20 protein-coding genes are annotated in these 21,370 nt (G+C 73.3%); 8 read left to right on the top strand and 12 right to left on the bottom strand.

What is annotated here, in order from left to right:
• Window positions 1-163: 163 nt before the first annotated feature.
• The 6 genes from ACLWS4_RS20685 to ACLWS4_RS20660 all read right to left on the bottom strand — a co-directional run bounded on the left by ACLWS4_RS20685 (window position 164) and on the right by ACLWS4_RS20660 (window position 6,284).
• Window positions 164-1,069, bottom strand: a complete 906-nt coding sequence (locus ACLWS4_RS20685; RefSeq protein ID WP_416874860.1) for an alpha/beta fold hydrolase — start codon at window positions 1,067-1,069, stop codon at window positions 164-166.
• On the bottom strand, window positions 1,066-2,193 hold the full coding sequence (locus ACLWS4_RS20680) for a branched-chain amino acid ABC transporter permease (RefSeq protein WP_049649689.1): 1,128 nt from the start codon (window positions 2,191-2,193) through the stop codon (window positions 1,066-1,068). The genes ACLWS4_RS20685 and ACLWS4_RS20680 overlap by 4 nt, the downstream gene beginning before the upstream one ends.
• Window positions 2,194-2,402: 209 nt before the next feature.
• Window positions 2,403-3,269 carry a branched-chain amino acid ABC transporter permease gene (locus ACLWS4_RS20675; RefSeq protein ID WP_074005092.1) on the bottom strand — a complete coding sequence of 289 codons (867 nt, stop codon included), beginning with the start codon at window positions 3,267-3,269 and terminating at the stop codon, window positions 2,403-2,405.
• Complete coding sequence (locus tag ACLWS4_RS20670; protein WP_416874869.1) at window positions 3,269-4,060, bottom strand: ABC transporter ATP-binding protein; 792 nt, start codon at window positions 4,058-4,060, stop codon at window positions 3,269-3,271. The genes ACLWS4_RS20675 and ACLWS4_RS20670 overlap by 1 nt, the downstream gene beginning before the upstream one ends.
• Window positions 4,061-4,173: 113 nt before the next feature.
• On the bottom strand, window positions 4,174-4,914 hold the full coding sequence (locus ACLWS4_RS20665) for an ABC transporter ATP-binding protein (protein WP_074005091.1): 741 nt from the start codon (window positions 4,912-4,914) through the stop codon (window positions 4,174-4,176).
• Between the two features lie 98 nt (window positions 4,915-5,012).
• Complete coding sequence (locus ACLWS4_RS20660; RefSeq protein ID WP_416874859.1) at window positions 5,013-6,284, bottom strand: substrate-binding domain-containing protein; 1,272 nt, start codon at window positions 6,282-6,284, stop codon at window positions 5,013-5,015.
• Between the two features lie 479 nt (window positions 6,285-6,763).
• Between ACLWS4_RS20660 and ACLWS4_RS20655 the strand changes: the two genes are divergently transcribed.
• From ACLWS4_RS20655 to ACLWS4_RS20640, 4 genes are all read left to right on the top strand, one after another.
• Entirely contained in the window at window positions 6,764-7,525 is a 762-nt protein-coding gene (locus ACLWS4_RS20655; RefSeq protein WP_416874858.1) for a CoA transferase subunit A, read from the top strand.
• Between the two features lie 4 nt (window positions 7,526-7,529).
• Complete coding sequence (locus ACLWS4_RS20650; protein WP_416874857.1) at window positions 7,530-8,249, top strand: 3-oxoacid CoA-transferase subunit B; 720 nt, start codon at window positions 7,530-7,532, stop codon at window positions 8,247-8,249.
• A 643-nt stretch (window positions 8,250-8,892) separates the two neighbouring features.
• The gene (locus tag ACLWS4_RS20645; RefSeq protein WP_416874856.1) at window positions 8,893-11,007 is read left to right on the top strand and encodes a glycosyltransferase family 2 protein; all 2,115 of its coding nucleotides are present in this window, start codon (window positions 8,893-8,895) and stop codon (window positions 11,005-11,007) included.
• Between the two features lie 142 nt (window positions 11,008-11,149).
• Window positions 11,150-13,081, top strand: a complete 1,932-nt coding sequence (locus tag ACLWS4_RS20640) for a kelch motif-containing protein (RefSeq protein WP_074005088.1) — start codon at window positions 11,150-11,152, stop codon at window positions 13,079-13,081.
• A 57-nt stretch (window positions 13,082-13,138) separates the two neighbouring features.
• On the opposite strand, the gene ACLWS4_RS20635 is transcribed toward ACLWS4_RS20640, so the two are convergent.
• The 4 genes from ACLWS4_RS20635 to ACLWS4_RS20620 form a co-directional block, all read right to left on the bottom strand.
• Window positions 13,139-14,239 (bottom strand): glycoside hydrolase family 6 protein, encoded by a 1,101-nt coding sequence (locus ACLWS4_RS20635; protein ID WP_387827468.1) that lies wholly within the window; start codon window positions 14,237-14,239, stop codon window positions 13,139-13,141.
• 160 nt (window positions 14,240-14,399) lie between these two features.
• A complete protein-coding gene (locus tag ACLWS4_RS20630; protein WP_234348220.1) occupies window positions 14,400-15,128 on the bottom strand; it encodes a uracil-DNA glycosylase in 729 nt (242 codons plus the stop codon).
• 192 nt (window positions 15,129-15,320) lie between these two features.
• Window positions 15,321-16,100, bottom strand: coding sequence for an HAD-IIA family hydrolase (locus tag ACLWS4_RS20625; RefSeq protein WP_049649696.1), 780 nt, complete (start codon window positions 16,098-16,100; stop codon window positions 15,321-15,323).
• A 225-nt stretch (window positions 16,101-16,325) separates the two neighbouring features.
• Window positions 16,326-17,441, bottom strand: a complete 1,116-nt coding sequence (locus tag ACLWS4_RS20620; RefSeq protein WP_416874855.1) for an oxygenase MpaB family protein — start codon at window positions 17,439-17,441, stop codon at window positions 16,326-16,328.
• Between the two features lie 172 nt (window positions 17,442-17,613).
• Here ACLWS4_RS20620 and ACLWS4_RS20615 point away from each other — a divergent pair, with 172 nt between their 5' ends.
• Window positions 17,614-18,690 carry a Gfo/Idh/MocA family oxidoreductase gene (locus tag ACLWS4_RS20615; RefSeq protein WP_049649698.1) on the top strand — a complete coding sequence of 359 codons (1,077 nt, stop codon included), beginning with the start codon at window positions 17,614-17,616 and terminating at the stop codon, window positions 18,688-18,690.
• 54 nt (window positions 18,691-18,744) lie between these two features.
• Complete coding sequence (locus ACLWS4_RS20610) at window positions 18,745-19,269, top strand: hypothetical protein (protein ID WP_416874854.1); 525 nt, start codon at window positions 18,745-18,747, stop codon at window positions 19,267-19,269.
• 39 nt (window positions 19,270-19,308) lie between these two features.
• On the opposite strand, the gene ACLWS4_RS20605 is transcribed toward ACLWS4_RS20610, so the two are convergent.
• The gene (locus ACLWS4_RS20605) at window positions 19,309-19,731 is read right to left on the bottom strand and encodes a type II toxin-antitoxin system VapC family toxin (RefSeq protein ID WP_049649700.1); all 423 of its coding nucleotides are present in this window, start codon (window positions 19,729-19,731) and stop codon (window positions 19,309-19,311) included.
• Complete coding sequence (locus ACLWS4_RS20600; RefSeq protein WP_049649701.1) at window positions 19,724-20,008, bottom strand: type II toxin-antitoxin system Phd/YefM family antitoxin; 285 nt, start codon at window positions 20,006-20,008, stop codon at window positions 19,724-19,726. The genes ACLWS4_RS20605 and ACLWS4_RS20600 overlap by 8 nt, the downstream gene beginning before the upstream one ends.
• 218 nt (window positions 20,009-20,226) lie before the next feature.
• On the opposite strand from ACLWS4_RS20600, the gene ACLWS4_RS20595 reads away from it, so the two are divergent.
• Together ACLWS4_RS20595 and ACLWS4_RS20590 are read left to right on the top strand one after the other, a co-directional pair.
• On the top strand, window positions 20,227-20,520 hold the full coding sequence (locus ACLWS4_RS20595) for a DUF6412 domain-containing protein (protein ID WP_234348221.1): 294 nt from the start codon (window positions 20,227-20,229) through the stop codon (window positions 20,518-20,520).
• 123 nt (window positions 20,521-20,643) lie between these two features.
• Complete coding sequence (locus ACLWS4_RS20590; protein ID WP_388047462.1) at window positions 20,644-21,360, top strand: YidC/Oxa1 family membrane protein insertase; 717 nt, start codon at window positions 20,644-20,646, stop codon at window positions 21,358-21,360.
• Window positions 21,361-21,370: the final 10 nt, after the last annotated feature.

The following is a 21,370-nucleotide window of genomic DNA, read 5'->3' as shown; positions in this document are numbered from 1 at the left end:
ACGGCGGTGAGCAGCGCGGCGTCGTCGGTGCCCGGCTTGGACCTGACGTCCAGCTCGGCGTAGCGGCCCGGGGTCAGCCGGCGGGGGTGCGGGCCCCCGCCGGCCGCCGGCGTTCCGGTCTGCGTCCTGATCGGTTCCCGGTCGGCGTTCCGGGGCGGACCGGCTACCCGGCGGTGAGGGCGTCCGCGAGCAGGATGCGGACGATGCGGTCCGCCCCGGCCTCGCCCCAGAGGATCGAGTAGTGGTTGGTGTCCGGCACCGGCGAGGCCGGCACCCGCTCCCGGTCCAGCCCGGCCAGCCCGATCCGCTCGTGGTCGTAGAGGCCCTGCGGCTCGTCGAACAGGCCGCGCTCGGCCCAGATCAGGTCGGCCGGGCAGGGCAGCCGGTGCACGGCGGTAGCCGCGTCCTCGTCCAGCAGGACCTGGGCGCCGTCGGCCTGCACGGCCTCCAGCACGCAGGAGGAGCGCAGTTCGGGCTCCGCGCCGACCAGGTCGCGCTGGGTGTAGGCGTCGATCCCCTCGGTCCACTCGCCGGCGAAGGCGGGGTGCCCGCGCCAGAACTCCCGGTAGGCCTCCCGGTCCGGGAAGGTCGTGGACAGCCGGGCCAGCGCGGGGCCGAGCACCGCGGCCAGGGCGTCCTCCTCGCGGACGCCCTGCGGCAGCGGGAAGGTCACCGCCCCGTCGACCAGCAGGACGCGGCGGACCAGGTCGGGGTGCCGGACGGCGGCCAGGGCGGTGACCCAGGCCCCCATCGAGTGGCCGACCACCGTGACGGGCCCCGAGCCGAGCGCGCCGATCAGCGCGGCCACGTCGTCGGCGTGCCGGGCCAGGCCGTACGGTCCGGTGACCGAGCGGCTGGCGCCGCGGCCCCGCAGGTCGGGCGCGAGCAGGGTGACCCGGCCGGCGAGCCGGCGGGCGACCTCGTACCAGGCGAGGCCGTTGGCGGTGATGCCGTGCACCGCCACGACCGTCGGGGCCTGCGGGTCCTCGGCGGGCCAGCGCAGGACGGCCAGGTCCCCACCGGGCACGGGGACGGTCAACTCCTCGGGCTTCAGCGGCGACTGGCTCACGCGGGGGTACCTCCGGTGGGGTGGGCGGTTCCGGGGCCGGCCGGCGCCGGGGCGGAACGGCCGGTGCGGGCGGATCGGATGCGGGCAGGCAGTCTAGCCAGGCCGCCGGGCAGCAGGTAGACCACGGCGACGAACAGGGCGCCCAGCAGGAACAGGGGTTGGGAGAGCGGCACGCGCAGCACCGCCGGAAGGTCGGCGACGGCCGACGAGTTGGCGAGGTCGCCGAGCCGGTGGCTCGCCCAGGTGTAGAGGACACCGCCGAGCAGCGGCCCCCAGCGGGTGCCGGAGCCGCCGAGGACGACCATGACCAGGAGCGCGAGCGTGGCGTCCGAGGTGGCGGCCTGCGGGGTGGCGCCACCGGTCAGCAGCAGGTAGACCACCCCGCCCAGCCCCGCGAGTCCGCCGGCCAGCACGAAGGCGACCAACTTGTAGCCGTACGGCCGCAGTCCGAGCACCTCGACCCGGCGCTCGTTCTCCTTGATGCCCTCCCAGACCCGGCCGATCGGGGACTTGACGGCCCAGTGGACCGCGGCGACCGTCAGCACCAGGTAGCCGACGGCGATCCAGTAGAGGTTGGCGGTGTTCTCGATCCCGAGCAGGCCGGAGGGCAGCAGGTCGGCCGGGGCGGACCGGCCCTCCTCGCCACCGGTGGCGCCACCGGGGTTGCGCTGGACGAGGATCGAGCCGGCCTGGGCGAAGGCGAGGGTGACCATGGAGAAGCCGATGCCGGTGACGCGCAGGCTGACCGAGCCGAGCAGCAGGGCCAGCAGGACGGAGCAGGAGACGCCGAACACCGCGGCGGCGGCGAACGGCAGTCGCAGCTCCAGCATGCCGAGGTCGGTGGCGTAGAGGCCGGTCGCGAAGTAGAGCGCGTGGCCGAAGGAGAGCAGTCCGGTCCGACCGAGCAGGAGGTCGTAACCGGTGGCGAGCCCGCCGTAGAGGAGGCACAGGGCGAGCAGTTGGAGGCTTCCGGGGCTGCCGAGCGGGCCGTCGAGCAGTCCCGGGACGGGAAGCGCACTGTATGGGGCGACAAGGAGCGTGATCAGCAGAGCGATCGGCCACCAGCGTAGCGCTCTGTGCACGCCAGTCCAGCGATTAGTGACTGGATCACCCGTTCGAGGGATGGCGCCGGACTCGGCCCTGTGTTCACAATGGGTCTCGGCAAGGCCGGTGTCAGTCCCCCTTGCCACAGTGGCGGTGTCGGTGGAGCTGGTGTCAGTCCCCTCTGCTGACATGGTGGTCACGGCAGGGCTGGTGTCAGTCCCCCCTGCCAGAGCGGCGGCGCTGCGGCCGGCCGCGGGGCCACCGGTGCTCGTGATCGGTGTTTCGGCGCTCACGCGAGCCTCCCGGTGAGTCCACGGGGTCGGACGAGAAGCAGCACGGCGAGCAGGACGACGACCGAGAGGTCGCCGAGCCCGGCGCCGGTGTAGTAGTTGGCGAACTGCTGGACGAGGCCGACGCCCACCGAGGCGACGGCGGCTCCGGTCACGGAGCCCATGCCGCCCATCACCACGACGACGAAGGCGAAGATGAGCAGGCCGGTCCCCTGGCCGGGATTGACCGAACCGAAGTAGAGGCCGCCGAGGGCGCCACCGAGGGCGGCGGCCGCCCCGCCGAGGGCGAAGACGAGGGTGAACGCCTTCCGGACGTCGATGCCGAGCGCCGTGACCATCGCCCGGTCCTCGACGCCGGCCCGGACGATCAGCCCGTAGCGGGTGCGGGCGAGGAACAACCGAAGAGCGAGCAGCAGCAGGGCGGCGGCGGCCACCAGCACGAAGCGGTTGACCGGGACGGTCGCCCCGAGCACGTGCCAGGTGCCGGACAGCAGCTCCGGCTGCGGGAAGGGGCGGGAGTCCGCGCCCCAGATCCCCATCAGCAGGGCGGGTACGGCGAGCCCGACCCCGACGGTGGCAAGGATCTGGTCGCGCGGCCGGCTGTAGAGCGGCCGGATCAGGAAGAGCTCCAGCAGGACGGCGGCGGCCGTTCCGACCAGGGTGCCGAACGGCACCGCGAGCCAGAAGGAGAGACCAGCCTCGGCACCGGCCCACCAGGTGGCGTAGGCGCCGATCGAGAGCAGGGCGCCGTGCGCGAAGTTGAGCACGTCCATCAGACCGAAGATCAGCGACAGACCGGAGGCGACCAGGAAGTACAGCGCACCGAGACCGAGTCCGGTACAGAAAAGGAGGACGACAGTGTCCATCAGGGCTTCACCTCGGCGGTGACGACAGGGGCGGCCGGGGAGGCCGGGGCGGCGGCGGGCCGGGGCCCGCCGGCGAGCGGGTGACGGGAGCCGACGCCGAGCAGGCGGCGGGCAGCCTCCTCGTCGGCCAACAGCTCGGCGGTGTCTCCGCGGTGGGCGGTACGGCCGTCGGCCAGGACGGCGCAGGTGCCGGCCAGCCGGCGGACGAGGGCGAGGTTCTGCTCGACCAGGAGGACGGGCACGGCCTCGGCCGCACGCGCCAGCACCTCGGCCACCTCGGCGACGATCTTCGGGGCCAGGCCCTTGGTGGGCTCGTCGGCGATGATCAACCGGTTGCGGTTGAGCAGCGTCCGGCCGATCGCCACCATCTGCTGCTGGCCGCCGGAGAGCGTCCCGGCCAATTGCCCGGCCCGCTGCTTGAGTTCGGGGAAGAGCTCGTGGACGAGTGCGTAGTTGGGCTCACCGGCCTCGCCGCCACTCCCACTCCCGCTCCCGCTCCCGGCAGCGCGCTCGGCGAGGCGGAGGTTCTCGGCGACCGTGAGGCCGGCGAAGATCCCCCGGTCCTCGGGCGCGTAGCCGATGCCATGACGAACGACCAGATGCGTGGGAAGGGAGGAGAGTTCGGAGCCGGACAGCCGGATGCTTCCGGTGCGCGGCACCAGGCCCATGACGGCCCTGACGGTGGTGGTCTTCCCGGCGCCGTTGCGGCCGAGGAGCGCGGTCACCCCGACGGGGGCCACGTCGAAGTCGACGCCGTGCAGGATGTGCAGCCCGTCGATGACCACCCGCAGATCGCGGACGGAGAGGAGGGGTTCGGCAGCGGACGACGGCGAGGACGCGGACGACGGAGAGGAGGCGGAGTGCGCCGAAGGAACGGGGCGCTGAGCGGAGAACGGAAAGGAGGTCACAACGCCTCACCCAGGTAGGCCTGTTGCACGGTCGGGTCGGCCATCACGGCCTCGGGGGTGTCCAGGGCGAGCAGCGTGCCGTGGTGCATCACCGCGAGCCGGTCGGCGAGGCCGAGCAGGACGTCCATGTGGTGCTCGACCATCAGGACGGTCCGGCCCAGGTCACGGTGCACGGAACGGATCAGCTCGGTGAGGGCGGGCACCTCCTCCGCGCTGACTCCGGCCATCGGCTCGTCCAGCAGGATCAGCCGGGGCTCCGAGACCAGCAGGACGGCCAGCTCCAGCTTGCGCTTCTCCCCGTGCGAGAGCGCACTGGCCAGGGTGTCCGCGCGGTGGGTGAGATCGGTGCGTTCCAGGGTGTCGGCCAGCTGCTGCTCGTAGCGGTCGGCGCGGCGCCAGAGCCGGTACGAGGCACCCGGTCCGGCTGCCGCCTGAGCGGCCAGGCGGACGTGGTCGGCGACGGTCATCCCCGGCCAGAGCGAGGAGGTCTGGAAGGTGCGGCCGAGCCCGCGGCGGGCCCTGGCGTGCACCGTCTCGGCGGTGATGTCCGCGCCGTCGAGGTGGAGGCTGCCGTGGGTCGCCGGGTAGATGCCCGAGATCAGGTTGAAGAGGGAGGTCTTGCCGGCGCCGTTGGGCCCGATGAAGGCGATGAACTCGCCTTCGCCGACCGAGAAGGAGACGTCCTCGACGATCGGCACGCCGCGGACGGCCCAGCCGAGCCCGTCCAGACGCAGCACCGGAGAGGAGGACGCGGAGGACCGCGCGGACGAGGTGGACGCGGCGGAGGCAGCCGAGGAGGCGGAAGGAGTCGACGTGGTGCGGGCGGGCATCGGGATCAGCCCGCCATCGGGGTGACCGGGGGTGCCGCCTCGTCCGCGGTCAGGGTCTTCTCCACCGAGGGCTTGGCGGCGGCACCGCTGCCGGTCAGCCGCACCTGGAACATCGGCTGGAGCAGGGCGTGGTCCTCGGCGCGGACTGTGGTCTTCCCCTTCACCCCGTCGAAGCTCCAGCCCTCCAGGGCCTTGACCAGGGCCGAGGTGTCGTCGGCGGAGCCGTGGTTGGACTCGACGGCGTGCACGATCATCTGGGCGGCGGTGAAGCCGTCCGGGGTGAAGATGTCCGTCTTCCCTCCGGCGGCGGTGACGGCATCGGTCATGGCCTTCTCCACCGGGGTGCCGGCGGCGCCGTCGAAGTAGTGGTTCAGGAAGGAGATCTTCTCGGCGGCCGGGCCGAACAGCGGGTAGGAGGCGGCCAGGTCGAGGCCGGTCACGACCTTGGTGTCGGCGAACACGTCCTGCTGGTTGAGCGCGGTCCACAGGGCCGAGGCGGTGTCGCCGGCCCAGGCGACGAACAGCAGGTCGGGCTTGGCGGTCTTGGCCTGGGTGGCGAAGGGGGTGAGGTCGGTGGCGCTCGGCGGGGCGAGCACCTGGTCGACCGTCGCGCCCTCGGCGCCGAGCAGCGCCTTCACGGCGGCCACGTTGGCCTGGCCGAAGGCGTTGTCCTGGGCGAGCACGGTGACCTTCTTGCCCTTGGCGTCACCGATGAACGAGGCCGCGGTCTTGATGTCCTGGTAGGACTGGCGGCCGGAACGGAAGGTGTACTTGTTCAGACCGGTGGCCTTGTCGGCGGCGGCCGGGCCGCTGATGAAGAGCACCTTGTTCTGGGCGGCGATCGGACCGACCTGGAGGGCCACACCGGAGGCGGTGGAACCGGCCAGCACCTTGTAGCCCTTGCCGATCAGGTCCTTGGCGGCGGACACCGCCTTGGCCGGGTCGCCGGCGTCGTCCTGCTCCTCGAACTCGATCTTGTGCCCGTCGACCGCGCTGGTGCCCTTGGTCGCATAGCTCAGGCCGGCCTTGAAGCCCTCCAGGTACTGCTTGCCGTAGGCGGCCAGCGGCCCGGTCTTGGAGTACACCAGGCCGACCTTGATCGGGCCCTTCGATCCACCGTCCGCCGCGCTCGTCCCGGCCGTGCCGGCCTTGGCGCAGCCCGAGGCCAGCAGGACGCAGGCCGCGAGGGCGGCGAGCTTCCGGGCCGGGCCGCCGGTCAGGGAGTCGCCCAGGCGAACGCCGGAGGCGGTCCTGGAGGGGTTTGTCGAGCTGCGCATGGTGACCGACTCCTGAAGTGCGGCGGGTGGATGCGGGAACCGTAGGTGTGCGGTGGGAACGGCGACATGTGCCCGGTCGACGTATCAGCCGGTCGGGATGTGGCTCCGGTCGACATACCGTCGGCCCGCCGCCGTCCCCCGGGCGCCCGGGTGTGGCCCGCCGACACGGCTCCGCGCCCACCCATGGGGGTGGCCGCCATGGCTGCGCCCACCCCTGCCCGGTGACGGTGGAGGGGCGCGGAGCCCGTCCGACGGCAGCCAACCCCAGCGGCGTGCCCGACCCCGGTCCGGCCCAGGCAGGACCCCAGCCCGGCCTGGTACGGCCACGGGCTCCGCGCGGCGGCCGAGCCCGCCGGCCGCCCCTCCCACAAGCCCGTCCCACCTGCCCGTCCCACCTGCCCCGTCCGCTGCACCACCCCGGCCGCGCTCCGCCCCTTCCTCTTCCACCCCCTCCGCCCACTCCCTCACGAGGTGACCCCTTGGACAAGGTCCTGGACTCCCCCGCCGACGCCGTCGGGGACGTTCCCGACGGCGCGGTGCTGGCCGTCGGCGGCTTCGGCCTCTGCGGCATCCCCAGCACGCTGATCGGCACCCTGGTGGACTCCGGCGCCACCGGACTGCGGGTGGTCTCGAACAACTGCGGGGTGGACGACTGGGGGCTGGGCCTGCTGCTGCGGGCGGGCCGGATCGCCCGGATGACTTCCTCGTACGTCGGGGAGAACAAGGAGTTCGCCCGGCAGTACCTCTCCGGCGAGCTGGAGGTGGAGCTGACCCCGCAGGGCACGCTGGCCGAGCGGCTCCGGGCGGGCGGCGCCGGCATCCCGGCGTTCTTCACCCCGGCCGGGGTCGGCACCCAGGTCGAGGAGGGCGGGCTGCCGTGGCGCTACGCGGCCGACGGCTCGGTGGCCCTGGCCTCCCCGCCGAAGGAGGTCCGGGAGTTCGGCGGCCGTCGCTACCTGCTGGAGGAGGCGATCACGGCGGACTTCGCGCTGGTCCGGGCCGAGGTGGCGGACCGGCACGGCAACTGCGTGTTCCACGCCGCCGCCCGGAACTTCAACCCGCTCTGCGCGGCGGCGGGCCGGATCACCCTGGTCGAGGCGGACCGGATCGTCGAACCGGGCGAGCTCCCTCCGGACGCGGTGCACCTGCCCGGGGTGTACGTCGACCGGGTGGTGGCCGCCGACCCCGAGGACCGCCGCATCGAGCGCCGGACCGTCCGCCCCGCACTCCAGGAGGCCTGAGCCGATGCCCACCGAGACCGCAGTCCGCGCCACCACCGCCGCCACCGCCCTCGGCACCCCTGCCGCCCCCGTCACCGCCGCCGCCACCGCTCTCGATCCCCGCAACGCCCTGGCCGCCCGCGCCGCCCGCGAGTTGCGCGACGGCCAGTACGTGAACCTGGGCATCGGCCTGCCGACCCTGATCCCCAACCACCTCCCGCCGGGCGTCGAGGTGGTGCTCCACTCGGAGAACGGCATCCTCGGCGTCGGCCCGTACCCGGAGGAGGGCGCCGAGCACGCCGACCTGATCAACGCCGGGAAGGAGACGGTGACGGTCGCCCCCGGCGCCTCGTACTTCGACTCCGCCTTCTCCTTCGGCATGATCCGGGCCGGGCGGATCGACGTCTCGGTGCTCGGCGCGATGCAGGTGTCGGCCGCCGGGGACCTCGCCAACTGGATGATCCCCGGCAAGATGGTCAAGGGCATGGGCGGCGCGATGGACCTGGTGCACGGGGCCCGTCGGCTGATCGTGGTGATGGAGCACACCGCCCGGGACGGCTCGCCGAAGATCGTCGATGAGCTGTCACTTCCCGCAACTGGCCGGGGAGTTGTGGACCGAATCGTCACCGACCTCGCGGTAGTCGACGTGACCCCGGAGGGGCTGCGGGTGGTGGAGACGGCGCCGGGCGTGGACTTCGCCGAGGTCCAGGCCGCGACCGGCGCGCCCCTGCTGCCCCCGCTCTGACCAGCCCGCCTGACCAGCCCCGCCGACCAGCCTGCCTGACCAGCCCGGCCCCGTACGGACGGCCGGATCGCCCCGAGGGGCGGTCCGGCCGTTCCGCTGCCCCCGCCGGCACACGACAGCGACCCCGCGAACGGCTCCACGGGCAACTCCGCAACAGCCCTCCACCACCATCGAGTTCCATGGACCGCCCAGGCCGGAGCGAATTCACCGCATTAGCACCAACGCCCGCCGGATCGGCCGGAAACCGTGGCATCTTCATGCCTGGGCGACGGCGATCTCCCGGACTGGTTGCGATCACCGTTGCGCTCAGGGAGAGTTGAGGCGGCCAAGGATCCCGACGTACCCGGAGGGGAAGCTGGAAAGTGCATCGGGATCCCGGATTCGAGGCCGCCGTACCGACGCACAACCGAACCGGTCGCACACGCCGAATCTGCCGGACGGCCCGGGAACTGCCCGAGAACCGCAGTTCGCCGGGTCTCGTTCCAGCCGGTTCCGGCTGTTCCCAGCTGTTTCCAGCTGATTCCGGCCGGTTCCACCCTGTTCCACCCGGACGGCTCCGAGTCGAGGCAGACCCACGCAAGAGCCGAGCGAGCCGAGTGAACCGAGCGAGCCGCGCAAGGCGCGAACTCCGGGGGGAGCAGCTATGACCACGCCGCCGTTCTCACGACGCAAGGGCGTCGGAACGGCCCACGGGCGAGGTGCCGGGGAGTTGGACGAGGCCGCCCTGCGCGCCCTTCCCATACCCGAAGCCCCTTACGACTACGGCCACTTCAGCCGTCTCGCGGGCCCGGCGTACGACCCGGACGAGGACGACGACCTCGGCGGCGGCGTCTACTGGCCCGAACCGGTCGCACCGCACCCGCCCTCCCACGACGGACCGCACGACCCCACCGCATACAGCCCCACCGCATACAGCCCCGCCCCGTACGAGCCGCCCCCCGCGGCCCCCTACCGCGTCCGGTACCGCAGCCTGCTGCGCCGCGAGCCGCACCGGATCCGCGCCGCGCTGCTGCTGATGGCCGCCCCCGTGGTGGAGGCGGTGCTGCTGGTCTGGCTGCTGCTGCCGGAGCACTGGCCCGAGCGGCTGGACGAGACGAACTCCCTGGTGCTGCTCGGCGACAAGGTGATGATCGGCATCATCGCCGTCGTCGAGGTGTTCCGGCTGGTCAACGTCGTCTCCAACACCCACGCCACGCTGGTCGCCCGCGACCCGGTCCCGGTGACGCCGGAGCCCGGCACCCGGGTCGCCTTCCTCACCACCTGCGTGCCGGGCAAGGAGCCGCCGGAGATGGTCCGGGCCACGCTGACGGCGGCGCGGGCCGTCCGGCACAACGGACCGTACGACGTCTGGTTGTTGGACGAGGGAAACGATCCTGCAATGCGGGAGCTCTGCGCCGAGCTGGGCGTGCGCCACTTCACCCGCGCCGGCCGGCCGCACTGGAACCGGCCGAAGGGCCGGTTCCGCGCCGGGACCAAGCACGGCAACTACAACGCCTGGCTCCAGGCCCACGGCGACGACTACGAGTTCTGGGTGTCCGTGGACACCGACCACGTTCCGCTGCCGGACTTCTGCGAGCGGATGCTCGGCTACTTCCGCGACCCCGACGTGGCATTCGTGGTCGGCCCCCAGGTGTACGGGAACTACCGCAGCTCGGGATCGGCCGTCACCAAATTCTCCGAGAGCCAGCAGTACCTCTTCCACGCCCTCATCCAACGCGCCGGAAACCGTTACGGCGCGCCCATGTTCGTGGGCACCAACAACGCCGTCAGAATCAGCGCTCTCCAGTCGATCGGCGGGTTGTACGACTCCATCACCGAGGACATGGCGACCGGTCTGGAGTTCCACCGGAGCCGGAACCCGGAGACCGGAGAACGCTGGAAGTCCGTGTACACCCCGGACGTGCTCGCGGTCGGCGAAGGCCCGTCCTCCTGGACCGACTTCTTCTCCCAGCAACTGCGCTGGAGCCGCGGCACCTACGAGACCCTGTTCACCCAGTACTGGCGGGTGCTGTGGCGGCTGTCGCCCGGCCGGCTGCTCAACTACTCGCTGATGGTGGGCTTCTACCCGATGGCGGCGCTCACCTGGCTGCTCGGCGGCCTGTCCAGCGTGCTCTACCTGGGCTTCGGCGCCTCCGGCGTGCACGTCTCCTCGGAGATCTGGATGATGCTCTACAGCGACGCCGCCGCGCTCCAGCTCCTGCTCTACACCTGGAACCGCAAGCACAACGTGAGCCCGCACGAGCCGGCCGGCTCCTCCGGGGTCGCGGGCATGGTGATGTCGGCGCTCTGCGGTCCGGTCTACGCGGCCTCGCTGCTCCAGGCGCTGGTCCGCCGCCGCAGCCGCTTCGTGGTGACGCCCAAGGGCAGTTCGGCCAGCACCGACCGGCTCGGCACCTTCCGCTTCCACCTGTTCTGGACGCTGGTGTTCGGGGGCGCGATCGCCGCCTCCTACGTCACCGGCTACGACCACGTCGCGATGCGCACCTGGGCCTGGATCGCCCTGCTGCTCACCCTCCTGCCGGTCCTGATCAGCGCCGGCGACGCCGTACGCCGCCGCCGGACCCGCCCGACCGCCACCCTCACCGTCACCGGCGACCCGACGGCGGCCCCGCAGGTCGTCCTGGAGAAGCGCCGCCCGCGCCACGCCCGCGACCCCCGAGCCGCCCGGACCGCCGGACCGGCGCAGCCCGCACCTCCCGCCCCCCGCCCCGGACGAACCTCACCCGACCACGCCGACAGCGGCAGACCCTCCCACTGACCGGCACCCTCCCACTGACCAGCACCGCCGCCTGACCAGCACCACCCACCGACCAGCACCGCCCCGCCGAACAGCACCACCCACCGAACAGAGCCGCCCACCGACCAGAGCCCCCGACCGCCTCCCGAGGGGAGCACCCACCGTGAAGATCCACAAGGCCGGCCGCACCAAGCGCCTCGCCCTCGGCAGCACCGTCGCGCTGACCGTGGCCGGGATGAACGCGCCGGCCGTCCTCGGCTTCGCCTCCCAGCAGTACCACCACTACGTGATCAACCGCCCCGAGTACAAGGCGCAGTACGGCCACTGGCAGACCCTGTCGCTGCCCACCGAGTTCCGGGTCAACGCCGTGCACGCGACCGTGCTGCGCACGGGCAAGGTCCTGATCGTGGCCGGTTCCGGCAACGACGAGAAGCAGTTCAACGCGGGCACCTTCAAGAGCCTGCTCTGGGACCCGGCCCGGAACACCTACAAGCTGGTCCCCACCCCGGCCGACATGTTCTGCGGCGGCCACACCTCGCTGCCGGACGGCCGCGTCCTGGTGGCCGGCGGCACCCAGCGCTACGAGAAGCTGGCCGGCGCCGTGAAGAAGGCCGCCGGCATCATGCGGGTGCGCAACGAGAGCCCGGAGCGCGACCGGACCTTCCCCAAGGGCACCGTCTTCGTCTCCCCGAACGGCCACGAGTACGCCAGCACCGCCGCCGTGACGGTCCCGGCCGCGACCAAGACCGGCTCCGGCAAGCAGACCGTGGTCACCGCCGGCGAGCAGCACGTGTACGTGGAGGCGGTCGGCCCGGGCCAGGACTTCGTCTCCGACTCCCCCGCCCAGTACCGGATCAAGGGCCTGAGCGGCACCGACGCCCACAACCTGTACGGGCAGAGCGAGAAGCTGACCCTGGACAAGCAGGAGTACCAGGGCATCCGCTCCGCCTTCGAGTTCAACCCGGACACCGAGCTGTACGAGCCGGTCACCGACATGGCCCACGCCCGCTGGTACCCGACGCTGACCGGGCTGGGCGACGGCCGGGTGGTCACCGTCTCCGGGCTGGACGACACCGGGGAGATCCTCAGCGGCAACGACAACGAGATCTACGACCCGAGGACCAAGTCCTGGTCCAAGGGCCCCGACCACTACTTCCCGACCTACCCGGCGGTCTTCCTGACTGCCTCCGGCAAGCTCTTCTACTCCGGCTCCAACGGCGGCTACGGCCCCGGCGACAAGGGCCGCGAGCCCGGCGTGTGGGACCTGTCGAGCGGGGCCTTCCAGCCCGTCCCCGGCCTGCGCGACCCCGGCCTCACCGAGACCTCCTCCTCGGTGCTGCTGCCGCCCGCGCAGGCGCAGAAGGTGATGGTGCTCGGCGGCGGCGGTGTCGGGGAGTCGCCGCTGTCCACGGCCCGCACCGACATCGCGGACCTCTCCTCCGCCGCTCCCGCCTTCACCCCGGGCCCGGACCTGCCGGCCGGCGGCACCCGCTACCTCAACAGCGTGATCCTGCCGGACGACACCGTCTTCACCACCGGCGGCTCCAGCGGCTACCGCGGCCGCGGCGACAGCGACCTGCTCAAGGCGCAGGTGTACCACCCGGACACCAACGGCTTCACGACCGCCGCCGAGCCGACCGTCGGCCGCAACTACCACTCCGAGGCGCTGCTGCTGCCGGACGGCCGGGTCGCCGTGCTGGGCTCCAACCCGCTCTTCGCGGACAAGGCCGAGACCCAGCCGGGCGGCTTCGAGCAGCGCATCGAGATCTACACCCCGCCGTACCTGTACCACGGCGACCGTCCGGAGGTCGGCGCCGTTCCGCAGGCGGCCCGGCTCGGCGGCACCCTCGCCGTCGGGACGGCGCGCCCGGAGGCGGTGGCCACCGCCAAGCTGATCCGGCCGAGTTCGGTCACCCACGTGACGGACGTCGAGCAGCGCTCGGTGGCCCTGGACGTCGCCGGACGGACGGCGGACGGCGTCTCGCTCACCCTGCCCGCGAACCCCAACCTGCTGCCGCCGGGCTGGTACATGCTGTTCCTGACGGACGCCGCCGGCACCCCGTCGGTCGCCCGCTGGATCCAGATCACCGCGTAGACCGCGCGCCGTGTGAACCGCGCGACGCGCAGGGCCCGAGGTCAGGCGCAGGCGGCCTCAGCGCGCCGCCTGCGCCAGCCCGAGCGCGTACGGCAGCCAGAACTCGCCCGCCCGGGGCTCGCCCCGGCCGCAGTCGCCGTCCGACTCCCCCGGGTTCTTGATCCACAGGTAGGCGTCCACCCCGGGCCGGCCGGTCTCGGTGGTCGGCCGCTCGCCGAGCGCGCGCCCGGGCGGGTTGCACCAGGCGGCGCCGCCCAGCGCCCCGTTGCCGCTGCGGCTGGTGTCGATGACGTAGTTCTTCCCGCCGAGGGCCGCGGAGAGCCTGGCGCCGTAGGCCGCGTTCCGTTCGGTGTCGTAGAAGTTGGCGACGTTCACGGCGAAGCCGTCGGCCGCCGCGATGCCCGACTTGCGCAGGGCGGTGGCCATCTCCTCCGGGTCCTGTGCCCAGCCGGGGTTGCCCGCGTCCAGGTAGACCCGCGCGTTGGGGTTCTTCTTCAACTCCTGGACGGCGAAGGCCAGCAGGCCGTACCGCTCGGCGGCCAGGTCGCCCTTGATCCCGCAGGTGTCCAGGGTGTGCGCGACGGCGTCCGGCTCCAGCACCACCCAGGCCCTGCGGTCGCCGAGGGCCTGGGCGACGCCGGTGATCCAGGCCCTGTAGGCGGCCGCGTCGGGGGCGCCGCCGGCCGAGTACTGGCCGCAGTCGCGGTGCGGGATGTCGTACGCGACGAAGACCGCCGTGCGGCCGGCCTCGGCGGCCCGTCGGCTCACCTGCTCGGCGATCGTCTGGGCGCCCTGCTCGCCGAGCCACTGCGAGGAGGGCTGTCCGGCGATCCGCAGCAGCGCGTCGGCCTCCGCCGTCCGGCCCTGGCCGCGCAGCGCGGTCACCTGCTGGGCGGCGTTGGTGCGGTCGGAGACGTAGAAGGCCTGCCCGGGCAGTTGGGCGAAGCCCGCACCGGCACCCGCCCCCGCGCCCGCCCCGGCGGCGGAGGACACGGACCCGGCTCCCGGCTTCCCGCCGTCCGAACCGGTGCAGCCGGACCCGGCCGCCAGCACCACCCCGGCCAGCAGCGCCCCGACGGCGCCCCGCAACGTCCCTGTCCGCCCCAGCCCGTGCACGTACCGCCCCTCCCCGGCCCCGGTCCGGCGACCGGTCGGCACCAGCTAAGCACACCCGGCACCGGCCGACGGCCACCGGTGGTGAACGCCAAGTGGCCGTGGGCGGACGGGACATCGAACCCGTCCGAACCACGGCCACCACCGGCTGCCGGCGCCCGCCGACCGGCACCCCGGAACGCCAGCAGGCGCTCCGGGCGGAGGCTCAGGCCTCCTTCAGGTTCGGCACCTGCCAGTCGATCGCCTCGGCGCCGAAGGAGTCCAGCGCGGCGTTGATCTGCGAGAACGGACGGCTGCCGAAGAACAGCTTCGCCGACAGCGGCGACGGGTGCGCTCCCTGCACCACCACGTGCTTGGCGGTGTCGATCAGCGGCAGCTTCTTCTTCGCGTAGTTGCCCCACAGCACGAAGACCACCGGCTCGTCGCGGTCGCTCACCGCCTTGATCACCGCGTCGGTGAACTTCTCCCAGCCCTTCGCCTTGTGCGAGTTGGCCTCGTGCGCGCGGACCGTGAGCACCGCGTTGAGCAGCAGCACGCCCTGCTCGGCCCAGTGCATCAGGTAGCCGTTGTCCGGGGCGGGGACGCCCAGGTCGGCGTCCAGCTCCTTGAAGATGTTGCGCAGCGACGGCGGCGTCTTGGTGCCCGGCAGCACCGAGAAGCTCATGCCGTGGGCCTGGCCGTTGTCGTGGTACGGGTCCTGGCCGAGCACGAGCACCCGGACCTTGTCGTACGGGGTGGCCTCCAGTGCGGCGAACTCCTGGCCGCTCGGCGGGAACACCTCGTGCTCCGCGCGCTGGGCCGCCACGAAGGCCGCCAGCTCGGCGAAGTACGGCTTCTCCGTCTCGGCGCCCAGCACCCCGCGCCAGGACTCGGGCAGTTCCAGCCCGCCGCCCTCGCCGGCCTCGACCACGCCCGCCTCGACCGTGTCCGTCACGACATCTACCTCCCACACCGCGGCTGTTGCGCCGCACGCCCTCTTTCACCCCGAACGCTACACAGCCCCACCGACAACGGCCGCCTCCCCGCGGGCACCAGGCGGCCCCGCACCCCGGACACGGAGCGGCCCCGCCCCGGCGACCTGCCGGAACGGGGCCCACGACGAGAACGCGGGGGGAGAACCCAGCGGCTAGACCAGCTCGACCAGGTCCGCGATCGACTGGACCACGCGGGTCGGCCGGTACGGGAAGCGCTCCACGTCGGAGGCGGAGGTCAGGCCGGTGAGCACCAGGATGGTCTCCATGCCGGCCTCCATGCCCGCGACGATGTCGGTGTCCATCCGGTCGCCGATCATCACCGCCGTCTCGGAGTGGGCGCCGGCGGTGTTCAGCGCCTCGCGCATCATCAGCGGGTTGGGCTTGCCGACGAAGTACGGCTCGACCCCGGTCGCCTTGGTGATCAGGGCCGCGACCGAGCCGGTGGCCGGCAGCACGCCCTCGGTGGAGGGGCCGGTCTCGTCCGGGTTGGTGCAGATGAACCGGGCGCCCTGGTTGATCAGGCGGATCGCCTTGGTGAGCGCCTCGAAGGAGTAGGTGCGGGTCTCGCCGAGCACCACGTAGTCGGGGTTGTTGTCGGTCAGCACGTAACCGGCCTGGTACAGCGCGGTGGTGAGGCCGGCCTCGCCGATCACGTACGCGGTGCCCCCGGGGCGCTGGCCCGCGAGGAACTTGGCCGTCGCCAGGGCGGAGGTCCAGATGCACTCCTCCGGCACCTCCAGGCCCATGCCGGCCAGCCGGGCGCTGAGGTCGCGCGGGGTGTAGATGGAGTTGTTGGTGAGGACCAGGAAGGGCTTGCCGGACTCCCGCAGCTTGCGCAGGAACTCCTCCGCCCCGGGGATCGGCGTGCCCTCGTGGATGAGGACCCCGTCCATGTCGGTCAGCCAGGACTCGATGGGCTTGCGCTCTGCCACGTAGGTGTCTCCTCGGTCTTGCACAGGTCTGAACGTTCTCGCACATGCCCAGACCGGACACCCTCGGCCGGTCGGGCGCCACAGGCTGCCCCAACTCCGACCAGCGTAGTCGCCCGCACCGCCACCGCGCGGCCCCCGTCCGGCCGGTGGCCGCACGCCCCGGGGCCGGTAGCCGCACGGGCCGAGCCCGGTGACCGTACGGGCGGCCGCGCGGTGGCGCCCCGGTCAGGACGACGAGTCGGTCAGGCCGGTCGGGACCTGCCACTCCCGGCGGCGGCCCTTGTTGGTGAGCAGCAGCCCCTCCTTGAAGACCAGCAGCCCCAGTTGGCTCGCCAGTTCGGCGAGCGGCGGCAGGGTGTCGCCCGTCCTGCCGTACCCGAAGTTCGGCAGGGCGGCGGCGCTCAGCCCGAGCTTGGTGAGGCTGTCCGCCGGGGGCACCGCGATGACGTCGGCGGACCTGTCGCCGATCAGGCGCCGGATCAGGGTGGGGCCCGCACCCGAGGGGACCGGCAGCACCTCCCGGATGAAGTCCAGGACGCCCTTCGTCAGCACCCGCCCGGCTTCCGAGGGCCGCTGCTGGTGGCGGATGATGGCGTCCTTCAGGGCCGCGCCGTCGCCGAACTTGGCCGGGTTGAGCTGCTCGTCGACGCCCAGGACGTGGCCGACCACCCGCCAGATGTGGAAGTAGGCTTCCCGGTCCTCGGGCAGCAGGTCGACGCCCAGTTCGGCGAGGCCGAGCGGGATCAGCACCGAGAAGCTCATCAGCGTGCCGGCCAGGTCCTCCTGGTTGACCGGCACCCCCAGGGCGGCGGCGTCCCAGTCGCCCAGCTGGGAGACGTGGTAGCGCATGGTGGCGTGCAGCAGGCGGACCTTCTGGGCCGACCGGAGCCCGCGGCCGCCCGGCCCCAGGCCGTCGTTGTCGAGGACGTCGACGACGAACTGCGAGGTCTCCATCAGGCGCCGGTACACCCCGGAGGTCAGGCGCTGGGAGCGGACGAGCACCTCGGCGCCGTTGCCGCAGGTGTAGCAGAGCGGGAGCGAGCCGCAGAGCAGGATCGAGGCGATCAGCGGCTGGTAGCGGCCGAGCAGCTCGTGGCCGCGCGCCATCTGCGCCCGGTCCGCCCAGGACGGCAGGATGGCGGACTCCTCGAAGTACGCCTGGAGCCTGGGCGGCAGCCCGGCCGGGACGGCGTCGCTGTTGCGGCCGAAGCCGAGCAGGGTCTGTCGCACCTGGTCCTGCTGTCCGAGCTCGTACGTCTCGGCGATGGCGGCGTCCCCGAGCGGGTCGCCGACGGTGCGCATCCGGTCGAGCAGGTCGTCGGTCCAGCCGTTGGCGGCCATGTGATCCTCCGTCGCAGTCCGTGGGGTGATACGTGCACGTATCGCCGCGTACACGTATCACCGCGCTCCGGGCCCCGGCGGCAGCCTCACCCGTACGAGGGCGCGGCGGCGGCCCCGCCGTCCCGTCCGCCGAAACCGGGAGCAACCGGGCGCCTCGTGATTGAGTGGGCGCATGAACCCGCAGACGACTCCCGGTCCGTTCCGCGTCGGCCTGATCGGCTACGGCCTGGCCGGCTCCGCGTTCCACGCGCCGCTGATCGCCACCACACCGGGGCTGCGGCTGGACGCCGTGGTCACCGCCAACCCCGACCGGCGCGCCCAGCTGGCGCGCGAGCACCCCGGCGCCCGCGCCGTGGACACGCCCGAGCAGCTGCTCGCCGACCCGGACGCGCTGGACCTGGTCGTCATCGCCTCGCCCAACCGCACCCACGCCCCGCTCGCCCGCGCCGCCCTGCGGGCCGGCCTGGCCACCGTGGTGGACAAGCCGCTGGCCGGCACCGCCGCCCAGGCGCTGGAGCTGTGCCGGCTCGCCGAGGAGCAGGGCGTGCTGCTCTCGGTCTTCCACAACCGGCGCTGGGACGGCGACTTCCTCACCGCGAGCCGGCTGGTGCGCGGCGGCGCGCTCGGCCGGGTGCACCGCTTCGAGTCCCGCTTCGAGCGCTTCCGCCCCAAGCCCAAGCCGGGCTGGCGGGAGCTGGCCGACCCGGCCGAGGTCGGCGGCACCCTGTACGACCTGGGCAGCCACCTCGTCGACCAGGCGCTCACCCTGTTCGGGCCGGTCGAGACGGTGTACGCGGAGATCGACGTGCGGCGCGACGGCGCGGTGGTGGACGACGACGCCTTCCTCGCCCTCACCCACACCAGCGGCACCCGCTCGCACCTGTGGACCAGCGCCATCACCCCGCTGATCGGCCCCCGGCTGCGGGTGCTCGGCGACACCGCCGGCTACGTCAAGTCCGGCATGGACCCGCAGGAGGCCGACCTGCGGGCGGGCCTGCGCCCGGACGGCACCCGCCCCTGGGGCGCCGACCAGCCCGCGCACTACGGCACCCTCGGCACCGACGAGTCGGCGATCCGGCTGCCGACCGACCCGGGCGACTACCCCGCCTTCTACGCGGGCATCGCCGCCGCCCTGGCCACCCCGGGCACCCCGCCCCCGGTCGACCCGCGCGACGCGGTGGCCGCCCTGGCCGTCCTGGAGGCCGCCCGCACCTCCGCCGCCACCGGGACGGCGGTCCGCCCGGGCTGACGGCCGTACGGCCCGCTTTACCCTCCCTTGACCTCGTCTCCTACGATGGCCGCCATGAGCAACCGGGGGGAACGGCGGGCCGCACGCACCGCCGAGCACGAGGAGCGGATCCGGCAGGACCAGGAGCGGGACCGGCGGTTCCAGGAGCGCTCCAGCGCCGGGGCGATGGCGCTTCAGCGGAAGGCCTGGGCCCGCGGGGATCGGACCGTCTTCACCCATGTCGTGGACGTGACCGGTCCGGACGGCCGGCCGGTCACGGTCTCGCTCTCCTGGCTGGGCGAGTACCAGGGCCCCGAGGAGGGCAGCCGCAGCGAGAAGCTGCTGAACCTCCTCGCCCTCGTCCCCTTCATGGAGGTCGTCGCGGCGGCCGTCATCGGACTGACCCTGCTGTCCCGCTGGCTCTTCATCGAACTGACCGGCCGCCCGCACTTCGCGGTCACCGCCCGGATCGACGGAGCCGACGGGGCCGACTGGCAGGTCGTCGCCCGGACCAGGCGGCGCCCGGCCGCGATGAAGGCCGCGGCCGCCCTGGCCGACCGGGTCGAGCGGGACGGGGCCGCCGCCCTCGGGGCCTCCTGACCGCCACTCCCCGCCCGGCCCACGGGACCCGCCCGGACCTCACACCCCGATGACCTCCACCGCGGAGCCCAGCCCCCGGAAGTCCGCCACGTTGCGGGTGTACAGCGGCAGCCCGTGGGCCGAGGCGACCGCGGCGATCATCAGGTCGATCCGGCGCGGGCGCGGCTGCCGTCCGGCGGCGATGGTGAGGGTGACCAGCGTCCCGTAGCGGGCGGCGGCGGCCGCGTCGAAGGGCAGCGGGTCGAAGTCCGCCATCGCCGCGCCCAGCACCTCCAGCCGGGCGGCCCGGCTGGCCGGGTCGCGGGCCATCGACACGCCCTGCTGCAGTTCGGCGAAGGTGATCGCGGTCAGCTCGGGCACGGCCGGCAGGTCGGAGGGGCTGAGCAGCGCCAGGTCGATGTAGACGCAGGTGTCCAGCACCCCGGCCGGCCGCCGCCGGGGTGCTCTGCGGCGCTCAGCCACGCCGCCGCTCGAACGGGTCGTCGCCGTCGTCGCCCACCAGCTCCTCGGGGCCGAAGTCCTCCTCGGCCTCCTTGCGCATCTGCTGGTAGTCCACGCGCGGCAGCTTCACGTGCCGGGCCACCAGCTCCTCCGCCGTGAGCCGCCGACGCCCGGGCACCGGCCGCAGCTCCGCGACCTCGACCCCGTTCCTGGTGATGTGGAACGTCTCCCCCGCCTCCACCGCGTCCATCACGGCGGCGGAGTTGTTCCGGAACTCCCGCTGGGTAATCGTCTTCACCTCTCCACGGTAGCCCCGTGTAGCCCCGTCGGCTACACCCCGGACGGCCGCTTTTCGCCGCTCCGAGGAGGGGGCCTTCGGGCACGAACGGAATCGGGCGGGACCAGGTGGGAGCGCCGTAGGGGACGTCCCCGACACAGGCGGGAACCCGGGGGCTCGTAGGATCGTCCTGCTGGTACGTCAGGAAGCCGATGGGACACCGGGAGGGGGAGCGCGTCGTGGCCGTTGTGGCGATGTTGCTGGGCCTGCTCCGGGTGCTGACCGGGGAGCTGGTGGCCGACAGCGGGACGCTGGCGTCGGTGGCCGCCGTCGCGGCCGTGGCACTGGTGGCCGGGGCGGTCGCCGGGGCGCTGGCCGGGGCGCGGCTCCTGGGGGCGCGGGCGCCGGCGGCGGTGCGCAGCGGGGTGCTGCGGCGCCGGGCGTTCGGTACGGCGTTCCTTCCGCAGCGTGATCCGGACGCCCGGGGCAGGCGACGCCCCAGGGCGCCGGGAGCGGCCCCGGCGGCCGCGTAGTTCCGTCCGACGTCCTTCCAGGCGTTCTTCCGATCGTTCCTGCCGGACGTTCTTCCAGGCGTTCCCCGTGGCCGTCCTCCGCCGATCACTCATGTCCTGAGACCCCGGAGGGCTCGCTCCACCATGTCCGTACTCGCTGTTCTCGACCCTGCCGTCGCCGTGGCGCACGCCGTCGTCGCCGCCGTCGCCCACCTGGTGCCGACCGCCTTGGCCATCGTCCTGTTCACCGTCGCCGTCCGCTTGGCGCTGCACCCGCTGGCGCGGGCGGCGGCGCGCGGGGAGAGGGCCAGGGCGCGGCTGGCGCCGAAGGTCGCGGCGTTGCAGCGGAAGCACAGGGACCGCCCGGAGCGGCTGCGGGAGGCGCTGGCCGAGATGTACCGGAAGGAGCAGGTGTCGCCGTTCGCGGGGTGCCTGCCGGTGCTGGTGCAGATTCCGTTCTTCTCGGTGATGTACCGCCTGTTCACCACCCCGAACGACCTGCTGGACCACACCCTGTTCGGGGTGCCGCTGGGTCTGCACGTCACGGGCGCGCAGGGCGCCGGGCAGTGGGCGGTGTTCGGGGTGCTGTTCGCCGGACTGGCGGCGGTCGGGGTCGTCAACTTCCGCCGGGCCCGGCGCACGGCCGCGGCGGCGGCGGCTACAGCGGCGACGGCGCAGCCCGCCCCGCAGCCGGGGGCGGGACTGCTGCCGTACCTGTCGTTCGGGTCGGTGCTGTTCGCGGCGCTGGTCCCGGTGGCCGCCGTGCTCTACCTGCTGACGACCGGCGTCTGGTCGGCCGCCGAGCGGGCCTGGCTGTACCGGGACGGGACGCCGGTGCCGGCGGCCGCGATGATGGGCTGACGGCCCGGAG

Source organism: Kitasatospora sp. SC0581 (genome assembly GCF_048159585.1).
Lineage (GTDB): Bacteria > Actinomycetota > Actinomycetes > Streptomycetales > Streptomycetaceae > Kitasatospora.
The sequence above is the reverse complement of the archived record's forward strand: the minus strand, read 5'-3'. Positions and strand labels throughout refer to the sequence as shown.

Coding starts and splice junctions, on each gene's coding strand:
- ACLWS4_RS20675 (WP_074005092.1), bottom strand. CDS start 3,269: ATGGACACTGTCGTCCTCCTTTTCTGTACCGGACTCGGTCTCGGTGCG.
- ACLWS4_RS20660 (WP_416874859.1), bottom strand. CDS start 6,284: ATGCGCAGCTCGACAAACCCCTCCAGGACCGCCTCCGGCGTTCGCCTG.
- ACLWS4_RS20650 (WP_416874857.1), top strand. CDS start 7,530: ATGCCCACCGAGACCGCAGTCCGCGCCACCACCGCCGCCACCGCCCTC.
- ACLWS4_RS20645 (WP_416874856.1), top strand. CDS start 8,893: ATGACCACGCCGCCGTTCTCACGACGCAAGGGCGTCGGAACGGCCCAC.
- ACLWS4_RS20620 (WP_416874855.1), bottom strand. CDS start 17,441: ATGGCCGCCAACGGCTGGACCGACGACCTGCTCGACCGGATGCGCACC.
- ACLWS4_RS20615 (WP_049649698.1), top strand. CDS start 17,614: ATGAACCCGCAGACGACTCCCGGTCCGTTCCGCGTCGGCCTGATCGGC.
- ACLWS4_RS20610 (WP_416874854.1), top strand. CDS start 18,745: ATGAGCAACCGGGGGGAACGGCGGGCCGCACGCACCGCCGAGCACGAG.
- ACLWS4_RS20590 (WP_388047462.1), top strand. CDS start 20,644: ATGTCCGTACTCGCTGTTCTCGACCCTGCCGTCGCCGTGGCGCACGCC.